The 13,476-nt window shown below is 40.5% G+C and carries 12 protein-coding genes; 6 read left to right on the forward strand and 6 right to left on the reverse strand.

The genetic code is table 11. The features are described from left to right. Positions 1–29: 29 nt before the first annotated feature. Positions 30–614, reverse strand: coding sequence for a tRNA-(ms[2]io[6]A)-hydroxylase (locus F9K23_03090; GenBank protein KAB2918144.1), 585 nt, complete (start codon positions 612–614; stop codon positions 30–32). Between the two features lie 107 nt (positions 615–721). Then, complete coding sequence (locus F9K23_03095; GenBank protein KAB2918145.1) at positions 722–1,285, reverse strand: hypothetical protein; 564 nt, start codon at positions 1,283–1,285, stop codon at positions 722–724. 215 nt (positions 1,286–1,500) lie between these two features. Here F9K23_03095 and F9K23_03100 point away from each other — a divergent pair, with 215 nt between their 5' ends. Further along, positions 1,501–2,376: a helix-turn-helix domain-containing protein gene (locus F9K23_03100; protein KAB2918146.1), complete on the forward strand. Its 876-nt coding sequence runs from the start codon at positions 1,501–1,503 to the stop codon at positions 2,374–2,376. A gap of 200 nt (positions 2,377–2,576) precedes the next feature. After that, positions 2,577–2,783: a DUF2892 domain-containing protein gene (locus tag F9K23_03105; protein ID KAB2918147.1), complete on the forward strand. Its 207-nt coding sequence runs from the start codon at positions 2,577–2,579 to the stop codon at positions 2,781–2,783. Positions 2,784–3,123: 340 nt separating this feature from the next. Here the strand turns inward: F9K23_03105 and F9K23_03110 are convergent, their stop codons facing one another. Next, positions 3,124–3,774 carry an NADP oxidoreductase gene (locus tag F9K23_03110; protein KAB2918148.1) on the reverse strand — a complete coding sequence of 217 codons (651 nt, stop codon included), beginning with the start codon at positions 3,772–3,774 and terminating at the stop codon, positions 3,124–3,126. Between the two features lie 151 nt (positions 3,775–3,925). On the opposite strand from F9K23_03110, the gene F9K23_03115 reads away from it, so the two are divergent. From F9K23_03115 to F9K23_03125, 3 genes are all read left to right on the forward strand, one after another. Then, positions 3,926–4,300 carry a helix-turn-helix transcriptional regulator gene (locus F9K23_03115; GenBank protein KAB2918149.1) on the forward strand — a complete coding sequence of 125 codons (375 nt, stop codon included), beginning with the start codon at positions 3,926–3,928 and terminating at the stop codon, positions 4,298–4,300. Positions 4,301–4,331: 31 nt separating this feature from the next. After that, positions 4,332–4,709, forward strand: coding sequence for a hypothetical protein (locus F9K23_03120; GenBank protein KAB2918150.1), 378 nt, complete (start codon positions 4,332–4,334; stop codon positions 4,707–4,709). A gap of 90 nt (positions 4,710–4,799) precedes the next feature. Further along, positions 4,800–5,267, forward strand: a complete 468-nt coding sequence (locus tag F9K23_03125) for a hypothetical protein (protein KAB2918151.1) — start codon at positions 4,800–4,802, stop codon at positions 5,265–5,267. Between the two features lie 84 nt (positions 5,268–5,351). On the opposite strand, the gene F9K23_03130 is transcribed toward F9K23_03125, so the two are convergent. From F9K23_03130 to F9K23_03140, 3 genes are all read right to left on the reverse strand, one after another. Further along, positions 5,352–6,215, reverse strand: coding sequence for a hypothetical protein (locus F9K23_03130; GenBank protein ID KAB2918152.1), 864 nt, complete (start codon positions 6,213–6,215; stop codon positions 5,352–5,354). Between the two features lie 23 nt (positions 6,216–6,238). Then, a complete protein-coding gene (locus F9K23_03135) occupies positions 6,239–8,545 on the reverse strand; it encodes an AAA family ATPase (protein ID KAB2918305.1) in 2,307 nt (768 codons plus the stop codon). A 137-nt stretch (positions 8,546–8,682) separates the two neighbouring features. Next, positions 8,683–11,871 (reverse strand): T9SS type A sorting domain-containing protein, encoded by a 3,189-nt coding sequence (locus F9K23_03140; GenBank protein KAB2918153.1) that lies wholly within the window; start codon positions 11,869–11,871, stop codon positions 8,683–8,685. Between the two features lie 223 nt (positions 11,872–12,094). On the opposite strand from F9K23_03140, the gene F9K23_03145 reads away from it, so the two are divergent. Continuing rightward, a complete protein-coding gene (locus F9K23_03145; protein ID KAB2918154.1) occupies positions 12,095–13,462 on the forward strand; it encodes a dipeptidase in 1,368 nt (455 codons plus the stop codon). Positions 13,463–13,476 lie beyond the last annotated feature (14 nt).

Genomic DNA, 13,476 nt, shown 5'->3' on the forward strand with positions numbered 1-13,476 from the left:
TAAAAGGTTTAATGGCAGTATCAATTTTTTTAGTGCAATGCTGCTTTTAATGGCAACGATTGCAAAATTGCAGCCTCGGCCTGCATCAATTCATCTAACCGTTTGTAAACAATGGTCTCGTCAAAATAATTCAAGGCCATTTTCACAAAAATATTGCCGTGTTTGGCCTCACTGGCCCACAGCCTATGGTAAAATTTCTTCAAATCGCCATCGGGCAAAGCTTCCCATACTAGTTTAAACCGCTCAGCTCCGCGGCATTCTATTACGCTTCCCAATAGCAAGCGGTCCATAAAACGTTCCATGCTGCTTGTGCGCAATAAGGTTAGTAATTGGTTCACGTACATATCAGGAGTCAATTCTTTTGCAAGCGGCAATCCCCGCTCTTGCATCATTGCATAGACATCCCTGAAATGTTCAAGCTCCTCTACCGCAGTTTCAATCAACTCAGGTATAATCTCCAAACGGTCGGGGTATTTAGCAATCAAGCTCAACGCCATATTGCTGGCTTTGCGTTCGCAGTTTGCGTGGTCTTGCAAAAAGCTGTCAAAATCGTTCATTACCGTTTGCACCCATTCGGGGCTGCTTGTGCAGGCAAGGTCGATACTAAGTTTCATGCGCGGCAAAGATAATGTGGCGGTGTTGTTTTTACCGTTCTGCAACAAAAAAAGCCATAACCCTTCAAGGTTATGGCTTGTAAAAATCCTAAAAGGGTTATTTCATATCAACCACCGCCTGTTTTGCGGGGAGTAGAAGTTTTCTTCACAGGTGCGTTTTTGGTGTTCACCTTAGGCGCAGCAGTTTTCACTGCTTTGTGTTTGGTTTCAGCAGCAGGTTTCAAGTCGGCCTTAGTATCTGCTTTTGCCTCACCGCCTTCTTCTTCAGTGCCTTTGTTTTTAAGCGCTTCAAAATCAAGATGGCCTTTAAGTATGGTGTACCAGCTTACCAATTTCTTGATATCAGATACATATACCCTTTCTTTATCGTAGGTAGGCAATACGGCTTCCATAAATGCTTTAAGGGCGTTGTTATCTGCATTTTTTGCAGGTATTTCAAGACCTTCAGCTTCTTTTGCGTTTATATTCACAAACACTTCGCCCAAACGCACTTCACCTTCAATGGTAAACATAGCGATATCTTCTAAAATAGATACCTTTTGGGTAAGCGTAGTAGGGAAACGGCGTTTTTGCTCGTCAATGGTCTCTAAAATAAGACCTGATGGGCGTTGGCCCACAATTTGGTGCAAGCCGCCCATGCCGGCTACTGCTACTATATCTTTTAACTCCATAACTTAATTCTAAATGGTAAAGGGGTGCAAAAATATAAAAAACTGTTGTTGCACGTGCAATAATTGTGCAAGCATTTGTTTATTGTGAGTATCAGACTACGTAAACTGCAAAAAAGTTGGCTGCCCGGGCTGTTTGTGGATAAGTAGCCCGCGCCGCAATCTGCGCCACTGTGGCACAGGTGTTGCAGCAAATGGCAATAGTTTAATTTTGAATCATGTTTTCCATTACCAACCGTCATAAACATAGTATATATAAACCCGGTACCGACCAAATTGCTTTTACACTGGCTGATAGTGTAGTAGAGATGGACGGACAAAACAGTAAACCTGCTTTTTTTGAGTTGTACACTGTTTTGTGGGTGCAGAGTGGGGAAGGGGAGGTGAAGGTTGATTTTGGGAAGTATGTTTTGAAACCCGGTACGCTGATGTTTTTGATGCCCTATCAACCTTTTGTAATTGAAAAGGGAAAGAGGTTTGAGGCTACCGTGCTGGAGTTTTCGTCAGAGTTTTTTTGTATTGAGAAACACCGACACGAGGTATCGTGCAACGGGGTATTGTTTAATGGTATTTACGGCCCTCCGTTTTTATATGCCGATACTGCACTTGAAACTGAATTGCAACAGGTTGTAAATGCCATGACCACTGAGCTTGACAAAGGGGGCTTAGCACAGGAAGAGATGTTGTTTTCTTACCTGAAGATATTTTTGATTAGAGCCAGCAGGGCAAAAATGCTGACCATTAACGGGGAAGTGAAAGACGAAACCCGCAGCGATAATTCGGTGCTTATCAATTTTCAGGATTTGGTAGAGGGCAACTTTACCAAAGAGCACGGGGTGGCTTATTATGCTGATAAGTTGTTTATACAACCCAATACATTATCAAAACTTACCAAACGGTTTTACGGTAAAAGCCCAGGGCAGGTAATTAAAGAACGGGTAATGGTGGAAGCTAAACGGATGCTGTACCTTACGCAAAGCAGCGTGAAGGAAATTTCGTACGGATTGGGTTTTGACGACCCTGCCTATTTTAACCGTTTCTTTAAAAAGTGGGCGCAAATAACCCCCGAAGAATACCGCCAACGCCAACGCTGAAATTTCTTGTAATCCTGATGAGAATCAGCGTTTAATGTGATAGTTGTGTGATAAATGTCACACACGGTTTCCTGCATGCCTTTTAGTTTTGTGTATGAGTTTTAAGAGCAAATGGATAAAGTTTTCAGCAGTATGCCTTTTGTGCATAGGGCTGGCTGTAGCCATTGCCCTACTTATTCAAAACACTTAATCTATTTTGTATGAAAAGAAACATGAGTAATACTGACAGGGTTATCCGCTTGATTGTTGCGGCTGTAATAGCCGGCTTATACTTTAGCGGAACAGTTACAGGCACATTAGGACTTGTATTAATAATATTGGCTGCTGTTTTCACCCTAACTTCAATTATCAGTTTTTGTCCGCTCTATACCATTTTCGGCATCAGTACTTGTGCCGTTAAGAAATAAAAACACCTACCTAACATACCTCAATAAACAAGTAAAGCCCCGTTTATTTCGGGGCTTTAGTATTAATCAAGGCAGATACTTTGTTTTCTTAGCTATTCAATACAATTATTAAACATTGTATTATTATGTATTTATAAAAAATGCACCCCGGTATCCTCCCGGACACGGGGCGCGATTCATGAGGTTTTTTACAACTATTTGCCTTGGCTTTTACTCCGGCAAATATTTATAGCTTATGATAGCAAGCTATTATACACACATCGAGTACAAAGGAACTATCATTTGGCTTTGTGAAACAGAGTTGAACAACCCAAATTGACTGGGTGAAAAGACGGTTATTTTACCGTACAATTTTTAGGTTAAAAGCACCATTTTGTGTAGCCGAATAAATACGCAGCCACAGGGGTAAAAACATTTCAGGACCGCGGGCTGTGCTGATATCCCCTAAATCAAGTATTTCCTCGTCCATCCAGCCAAATGATTTTAATAGGGTTTTTACATTTTCTTTGGCAACAGCGTCATTTCCGCTCATATACACCTGATGGGTGTCTTTTAGCATACGCGGGTTTACCATCAAGCCACACCACATTGTATTTAGGGTTTTTACCACCTTCACTTGCGGATACGCACGTTGTATTTGTTCGCCCAAGCTATCGGTATTGCAGGTTGATAATACAGGTAGCCCGCCTTGCGAACCGTCTAAAAGGTTAGCAATATCAATCAGTATTTTGCCGTTCAGGTTTTCCTCGCCGCACATCCCTAAAATGTCAAGCGTTGCAATCCCTTTTGCGCAATTAACTATCATTTCGCCAAATGCAGCTGCATCAGCAAAAGTACCTGTGCTTGCTTGTGCACCGTTTTTTTCTACCCAAGCAAGGGCTTTTTCGTTGGTAGCTGTTCGTGAGCCCATTTTTACCTCATGGCCCAGCTCAATTAGTTTTGAACCTATGGTAGCACCTACCGTTCCGGTTCCTAACACTGCAATTTTCATATTTTATGTATTGATTTTGTCTGTATGTTTGCTGTAAAAGTAGCAGGCTTATTTACTTTTTACAATAACTGTCAAAAAGTATAGTATTGAACATTTTTGACGGGTTTGCTGCAGGCTATTGCTTGGTGATGTTTAAAAATAAATTGAAATTATGATTATTGACGGTAAAGAGTACGAATATGAGATTGGTGGAGAGACCTATTACTGTGCGCTGGATGTGACTATGAGTTTTATAGGGGGCAAATGGAAAACTATTGTGCTTTGGTATTTGCGCAAGGGCAACAAACGGTTTGGTGAATTGAAAAAGCTGATACCACCGATTACTGAAAAGATGCTGAGCCTGCAATTAAAAGAGCTTGAACGGGACAATATTGTGAAGCGGACTATTTATCCGGAAGTGCCGCCAAGGGTAGAGTATGAATTGACCGAGGAAGGAAAAACTTTATTGCCCCTGTTAGAAGAAATAGCGGCATGGGGTAGGCGCAAAGGTAGCCTTGAAGGGGTAGTACGCGAGGTGAAAAGGTAAAGAGATATACAAAAGAGTTTATCTTTGCACCATGTATAAAACAAAAGAGGCACGCACAATTTCTGCATGGGCTACTCTTTTGTGCTTTTTAGTAGGGCTGTTTTACAGTACAGCATCACAGCCTGTTTTTGTTGCATCTGCTGATAGTACCCACCATCAACAAAAGAGCTTTTTTGTAGAAAAGAGCAGTTTCTTTTGCGCCAACCTGCACGAGGAGAATCTTACCGGTAATTTAGAAAACGGTCAGCCTCTGTGTAGTAAAAGTGCTGTTAAGGAGTTTGTGGCGGGTAATAAAAGCCGTGCGGCAGTTCTTTTACAGTTGGGCGGGCAATACACGGCCTGTTTACAAAAATGGCAGGTACGTCCCATCGCTACCCAGCTCATCTATCCGTTTCATTATCACTTATAACTAAGTAATCATCAAACAGTTTTTTAATGATTAGCCATCGGTGCGACTGTGCCCTTGGTATGTTTTGCTTTTTTATAATTTGATTAATAAATGGATACTTCAGTAATAATAATAGGAACAATAATGTTGGTTGCCTTGTGCGGCCCAATCATATACTTTAACAGGTTAAAAGCTAACTCAGAGAAAAAGTTTATCAAGCAGTTAGATGATTATGCAGTTTCAAACAAGTACACTTTAGATAGCCACGATTTTTGGAGCAATACTGTAATAGGTATTTATAAGAGTGCGGGAAAATTATTATATGTAGCTAAAGAAGGGGGAAGTTTTGCAAAGAATGAAATTAACCTGCACAACGTGAAACGATGCCGTGTGGTAGAGGTAAAAAATGAGGATAAAACTTCGGTTGTGCGGTTAGAGCTGGTATTTTCTTATGTTGATGCTAACACCCCTGAAACCAGCTTGGTGTTTTATGATGCAACCCGCAGTAACTTTTTATTAAGTGGAGAACTACAGTTGATTAAGAAATGGCACGATTTGGTTAACAGCACACTTGCATGAGGCGGCGAATAACAGAGCTATAAACAAAAACAGCCCCTTAATGAAGGGGCTGTTTTTGTTTATGAGGGTTGTGGTACCCTACTATTATAGTTTGAATTCTTCTTTTGCTTTTTTCCAATTCTTTTTTAGAATGGGTTTTGCAAAGGAAGTTTCCCCGTTCGAAGGCTCACCGGAATAATGACAATACTTTTCTGGATAATCTTTATTGCTAAATTTCTCCCAACTTAAATATGCTTCGTCACAAAGAGGTCGAGTTGGATTAAATACAATTTGCTTTCTGGTTCTTATACAAAAGCCAGATTTGATTATTAGTTTGGAACGACTTTCTTTTTTGGTGTCATTTCCCAATTTTTGTTTTTTGGCTGGCTGTGAAATGTTGATTTCATCAAAAAAGTCAGTTAGCTTATCTGTGTGTATGGTTGAAGATTTATATTTTTTTGTAATACCCAAAAAACCACTCTCATAAGTAGGTTCTTTTTTGAAAAGCAACTCCGATTGCTGAATTACACGTTTAAAATAGTCCCATGCTTCTTCATCTAAAGAATTATCTCCAGTTCCAAATCCTACTAGTGAGCTTTTAAGTAATATTCCCGCTTCAATGTTATTATCCTGCGAAAAACTATACAAATTCATCGATGTGATAATCGCTGACTTATCATTTGCGTAATATTTGGCATGCAAATTCTTTTCATATCTTATCTCGATATTCGGGAAACTCTTAAAAAAGTTGAAGTCGTCCTCCTGCATACTTTTCGATAAATCATCTTCGTTTTTGCCAAATACTATGGTAATTTTTAAATCATGCTCATTAATCTGGTTCTTTAAAACAGAAATATACCTTTGATGAAGCTTAATATAAGGTGAAATAAGTATTAATGACTTTTTAGCGTTCCCGAACAAGTCTTCTAAACCTGCATTTAAGTCATTCCCTTCTAAAAATTTGGCCATTGATATTCTATAAATATTACATATTACCCCACAATTTGCAGCTTTGCAAACTTTAGTACCAATTGTTTTTCACCTGCTTCTTTGAATAAGATAGTGGCTTTGCGGTTATCACCGGCACCTTCAACACGTAATACATCACCGGGCCCAAAACGCTGGTGGATTACCTTCATGCCCGCTTCCAAGTTACTGGTATCATCGGGGGTAAAATTTGGGTCGGGAGTAAATGAAACAGGTTTCAATACCTGTGATTTTATACTTGAGGTGAAACTTGGTGTACTGGTAGGTTTTGATTGGGGTGAAGTTGGTTTGTTTACTGCTTTAAAGTTATAGCCCCCGCTTGTTTGCGGCCTTACTGTAGCAGTGTTTGCTATGTTTAGCATCCGAGGGTCAAGCGCGAGATACTTCTCGTCAATTTCGGTAATAAAGCGGCTGGGTTCAGAATAAGTAATGCTGCCAAACCTAAAACGCGAGGTGGCAAAAGCCAGCGTAAGTTTTGTTTCGGCACGTGTAATCGCTACATAAAACAAGCGGCGTTCTTCTTCCAATTCCTGCCTGCTGTTTAAGGATAGTTGAGAAGGGAAAAGGTTTTCCTCAAGTCCCACTATATATACTACAGGAAACTCAAGACCTTTGGCCGCGTGTATCGTCATTAACTTCACACGGTCCATATCATTCTCATCCTCGCTATCGGCATCCGTTAGCAAGGCAATGTCCTGCATGTAAACGTCAATAGTTTTTGCTTCTTCGCGGGTATCGTCTTCCGTAAATTCTTTTACACCGTTCAGCAATGCCACAAGGTTCTCATAACGGCTCACCCCCTCTACCGATTTATCTTCGTACAGGGTTTTCAGTAGCCCTGTTTGCTTGGCTATATATACCGCAACATCATAGGCATTTTGTTTTTTTGCCAGTGCGGTAAAGCTCAAAATCATGTTTTTAAAATCGTTCAGGTTGCTGATAGCACCCTTCAAATCGGGAAAGTTGTTGCAGTTGTTCACTATCTCCCACAAACTGGTTTGGTTTTGGTCGGCCAATACCACCAAACGGTCAATAGTGGTTTTCCCAATTCCCCTTGCAGGATAATTAATCACCCGTTTCAACGCCTCTTCATCGCTTGGGTTAATCGTCATGCGCAAATAGGCAATCAAATCCTTCACCTCTTTGCGTTGGTAAAAACTCATACCCCCATAAATTTTATAGGGAATATTCATTTTACGCAAGGCTTCTTCCAGCGGCCTTGATTGTGCATTGGTACGGTACAGTATGGCAAAATCGCTATTGTAGCGACGGTAGCGCATTTTCTCTTCAAAAATACCCTCTGCTACCATCTTGCCTTCTTCGTTATCTGTAGTGGCGCGTAGTACCTTTATTTTTTCACCCTCTTCATTGCTCGTCCAAACATTCTTTTTCAGCTGCTCTTTGTTATTGGCAATTACTGCACCCGCAGCATTCACAATAGTTTGGGTACTGCGGTAGTTCTGCTCAAGTTTAAAAACCCTTAATTCAGGGTAGTCCTTCTCAAGGTTTAATATGTTTTTAATGGTAGCACCACGGAACGCATAAATACTTTGAGCATCATCACCCACCACCGCAAGGTTTTGGTGAACGGCAGAGAGCTTTTTAACAATGGCATATTGCACATGGTTGGTATCTTGAAACTCATCCACCATCACATACCTGAATTTGTGCTGGTATTTGTTTACCACATCGGGGAAACGATTCAGTAATTCATGGGTTTTTAGCAGGATATCGTCAAAGTCCATCGCACCTGCCCTAAAGCAGCGCTGGGTATAGTTCAAAAAGATTTCAGCAATTTTAGGTTTGCCTGTGTTGTGGTCATAATCAACCAATTCAGGGCTATTGAAATACTGTTGTGCAGTAATTAAGCTGTTTTTCGCGCTTGAGATACGGTTTAGCACCATACCGGGTTTATATACTTTATCATCCAGCCCCATTTCTTTCAAAATGGTTTTAATCAGGCTTTTGCTATCATCAGTATCGTATATGGTAAAATTGGTAGGATAGCCTAGTTTATCAGCTTCGATACGCAATATTTTAGCAAAAATTGAGTGGAAGGTGCCCATCCAAAGGTTGCGTGCTTCATTGCCAACTAATTTGGCAATACGCTCCTTCATTTCTTTTGCAGCCTTATTGGTAAAGGTTAGCGACAAAATGTTGAAAGGGTCAACCCCTTTAGCCATCAAAAATGCAATACGATACGTAAGCACACGGGTTTTACCTGAGCCTGCGCCGGCAATTATCATCACAGGGCCGTCGGTGTTTTCCACCGCTTGCCTTTGTGGTTCGTTCAATTCGTTAAGAAAGTCGATATTAATGTTCAAAGCCATGATACGGAAGCAACAAAGTTAAGTACTGGCAAGGCTAGGGCTTATAAATAAATATCAACATACGATAAACAAAAAAGCCGCCCGTATTGGGGCGGCTTTGCGTTATCGGCATTGTGGGTTTATTGTTTAACCAACCTGCCAACGTATGAGTTATTTTCAGAAACAACTGCTACTACATACATACCCTCGCGTAATTGGGCAATGTTTAGTGAGTAGTTTCCAGAAGAAGTAAAGTCTTTCTCGATAACAACTTTACCCAACATATCGTAAACTTTAACAGTACCTGCTGTAATTGCTGAAGGAATTTCAACTTCAACGTTGTTGGTTGCAGGGTTAGGATACAAGTTTAGGTTACCTGCATTGATGTTAGCAATGCCTGTTGTTGGGAACCAGAAGTAAGGGTCTGACAATTCAGAGATACAACCGTCTTTGGTTACACGAACACGGTAGTCACCAATAACAGTAACTTTTGGAGTTTGAACTGTTAAACCGGGCTCGTATACGTTATCAATGTACCAACGGTAAATATCACCGCTTGTGCTAGATTGTATGAAATCAGGACCGAATGGAGTAATAACAGGTTTTGGAGGAGTTGGTTTTACAATCAAGGTACCACTTGAAGAAATAACTTTAGTGTAAGGACCTGTAGCTACTTCACAATCGTATGAGCCATTATCACTGGCATCAATGTTAGTAATTACTAAAGTACGTTCATCAGCGCCTGATATTTTACCACCATTTGTTAGTGGAGTACCACCTTTACGCCATTTGTAAGTAATGTTTGCACCATCAACTTTAACTGAGAAGAATACAGTTGATTTTTCACAATCGCTTGTGTTAATAGGTTGCTGAGTAATTACAGGCATTGGGTCGATTTCAAGCAATCCAAGTAGTGACTTTTTCAAAGTACCACAATCGCCTGTAACGTAGCATTGGTAGAAACCAACATCACCCATTTGAAGGTTTTTAACTGTTAATGAATCTGTATCAGCACCATCATATTTAGTACCGTTATTAAGCTTAGTAGTACCCCTATACCACTCATATTTCAAGTTCTCACCCCTCGCTGATACTTTAAATCCGATGTTTACAAATTCAACGGTATCAATGTTTTTAGGTTGGTCAATAATTTCGGTATTCAAATAGAAACCTAAGTATATAGGGTCAGAATATGTTTTTGAACCACAGTTTTCAAATACAAGACAACGGTACCAGCCTGAATCGCTTAAGCGTGAAGGGGTGATAGTTAATTCGTTAGTAGTTGCACCCAACACAAATGGGCTGTTCCTTACGGTATCTTTATTATTTAGGGTATCTAAACCTCTTAACCAACGGTAGTTAACCGCAGTACCTGTCGCTGCAACTTTAAACTTAGCTGAATCACCTTCACAAATAGTGTCGGTTTGTGGTTGCAGTGTAATAGTTGCAGGAGGTATGTTTTGGATAGTTAGGGTTGCAGATGGAGAAGTAGCAGAAGGGGTACATGTACCGCTGATAACCACATCAAAAGTACCGGCATCACCCATAACAGTTGATTTAATAATTAGCGAGTCATCATTTGTTCCAGCATATTTTACACCGTCAGAAATAGGAGCACCGCCTTTTCGCCATTGGTAGGTAAGGTTTGTACCACCCGCGTTTACGATAAACATCGCATCAGCTTTTAAGCAAGATGATTGGGCGTAAGGGCCACCAACTATACTAGGCAATTGGCGAATAGCAAATGAAGCCATTGTGGGTGTTCCTGTCATTTTTGGCTCCGATGCCACTATCCTAAACTTGTAGGAGTTACCTTCAAGGGTGGTTCCGGGAATCACAACGTTGAAAGTACCAGAGGCATTAGTGGTTGTAAATGTACCACAATCAACAGGGAAGAAGAAGCTACCCAGTGAGTCAGATATTTGAACAGTGAAAATGTTACCTGAACCAAGTGTGATACCTGATGATATTTTGTAGCCTATAGCAATTGTTTGGCCACCGCAGAACGGACCTGCTGGAATTGAAGTAATAGTAACACGGTTGGTATCAATCAACCAAGTAAACATATTATCGTAGCTCTTTTTTATACCTGCACCAGTACCGTAATATCCTGTGCGACCAATAACACCGGCAATCGCTAATGAGCGAGCTGAATCAGGTTTGTTTGGCAAACGATCCCAAGTTTGTGAAATATCGTTGTATTCGTAGAAGTCTTTACGATCCAAACCATCGTTACCGTTGATAACATAGCCAAGGAAACCAATACCCCAACCGCCTGCACCATAACGTTTAGAGGCCGGGAAATCTGCAATACGTTTCCAAGAGTTGGTTGGAGGAGTGAAGGCGTAGAAGTCATCAAACATTGCGTTTTTAACTGAGTCACCGATACCTAAACCTACGCATACTTTATCATATAGAACAAATGAAGTTGAGTAACCCCTTGCTTTACCAGGGAAATCAGTTTTTTGAGTCCATGTGTTATTAGTTGGGTCATATTCCCACAAGTCTTTTTTGTAAAAAATACTATCTGTGTAAATTGAGTCGGCAGTTACTTTAAGTATCTGACGCATTATAGTATCTATCTTAAATTTCGGAGGAGGACCTGAACTAATTTGAGTATGTTTAATACTATCAATGTAAGGACCTAAAACTTCAGATGTTGGGGCACCGTTGGCTTGAATTTTAATACGACCATTGTCATATCCTAAACCAATATATCCTTTGTTACCAAAAGCAAAAGCTACAGGATACGCCCTACCCATTATGGTACCAGGGATATCTGCCTTTTGGGTCCATTTGTCCAAGGCGGGGTCATATTCCCAAAAATCCTTCAACAATGAATCACCTTTTGCATTTGTATAGGTAACTGTAAAGTCTTGACGTTCCCAAGTTTTTGGGGCCATTGAAACTATATTATAGGTAGTTCCTTGCATGTAAATTGAGCCACCTAAAGAGTCAGGCTTCATAAAATTACGTCCGCCACCAACATAGCCTTTGCCATTTAAGCTAAAGCCAGCAGCACCAATACGTAGTTTACCGGGGAAAGGAGCTTTGCGAGTCCATGTTTTGGCAACCGTATCGTAGGCCCATGTAGCTGCTACAATACGACCCCTGAAATACCAACTGGTGGTATCGCCCATTATTACATAAAGCTTGGTACCAATCACAAAAGAAGCTGCTGAGTGGCGTCCTGTATCAAGCTTTGGGGCAAATTTCCAAATATCAGTAATAGTCGGATTAACTGGTGGCGGTGGTTTCAACTGTCCCCACGCCTGGGTGGAAATGCCTGCTAAAAGGGCAACTAAAAGACTTAGTATGTATTTTTTCATAGAGTTAGTGCGTACTTGCCTATTGGTAAATTACAAAATTATAAAAATTTAGCGTTTATCATAATTTAAGGATAAACGTCTAGTGCATGTATTTTAAAGATATAGACGCGCTAAATTTTTTTGGGTTGCATATGAGTTTAACTTTTTAAAAAAACTTTTATTGTGGCGATGATACACTATTTTTGCCTTACTGCCACTGTATGGCAACACTTTTTATACAACTATGACACCATTAGAATACATTAAGAACAACGAACAAAGGTTTTTGGATGAACTTTTTGACCTTCTTCGCATTCCTTCTATCAGTGCCGATTCAGCATTTAAGGACGATGTGAAGCGTGCCGCTGATTTTGTTGCTGATAAAATGCGCGAAGCCGGTGCTGATAATGTGCAGGTTTTTCCAACTGCCGGTCACCCTATTGTATATGGAGAAAAAATAATAGACCCGTCATTACCTACCGTACTAACTTACGGTCACTATGATGTGCAACCTTCATCACCGGATAATTTATGGCATACTCCTCCGTTTGAGCCTACCGTGCGCGACGGAAAGATTTATGCACGTGGTAGTGCTGATGATAAAGGACAGTTCTATATGCACTTAAAGGCATTTGAATACATGATGAAAACCAATACCCTGCCTTGCAATGTGAAATTTATGATTGAAGGCGAAGAGGAAGTTGGGTCAGCCAATTTGGGCACTTTTATTAAAGAAAAGAAAGAGATGTTGAAGGCTGATGTGGTGTTGATTTCTGATACTTCTATGATTGCCAACGATACTCCATCTATAGATGTTGGTTTGAGGGGATTAAGCTATGTTGAGGTAGAAGTAACCGGTCCTAACCGTGATTTACACTCTGGTGTTTACGGTGGGGGTGTTGGTAACCCTATTAATGTGTTGTGTAAAATGATAGCTGACATGCACGATGAAAACGGTCATATTACCATTGAAGGATTTTACGACAATGTACAAACCGTAAGCGATGCAGACCGTGCAGAGTTGGATAAAATCCCATTTGATTTAGAAGAATATAAGAAAGATTTGGGAATTGATGATGTACATGGTGAAACCGGTTACAGTACGATTGAACGTACCGGTACACGCCCAACATTGGATGTAAACGGTATTTGGGGCGGATATACAGGCGAAGGTTCAAAAACTGTATTGCCTTCAAAGGCGTTTGCTAAAATTTCAATGCGCTTGGTACCTAATCAATCGGCAGATGAGATTACCGAGAAGTTTGAGAAATACTTTAAGAAAGTAGCTCCTAAATCGGTTAAAGTTGAAGTTCGTCCTCATCACGGTGGCGAGCCTGTAATCACCCCAACTGATTCAATACCTTTCAAAGCTGCAAGCAAAGCAATGGAAACCACTTTTGGCAAAAAACCAATCCCAACACGCGGTGGCGGTAGTATTCCTATTGTGGCGTTGTTTGAGAAAGAACTTGGACTAAAATCAGTATTGATGGGCTTTGGTTTGGATAGCGATGCTTTGCACTCGCCCAACGAACACTATGGTATTTTCAACTACTTAAAAGGTATTGAAACCATTCCTTACTTCTTCCAAAACTTTGCTGAAATGAGCAAATAAGCTTTATAATAAAA

The organism is Bacteroidota bacterium (assembly GCA_008933805.1).
Classification (GTDB): domain Bacteria; phylum Bacteroidota; class Bacteroidia; order UBA8524; family UBA8524; genus SB11.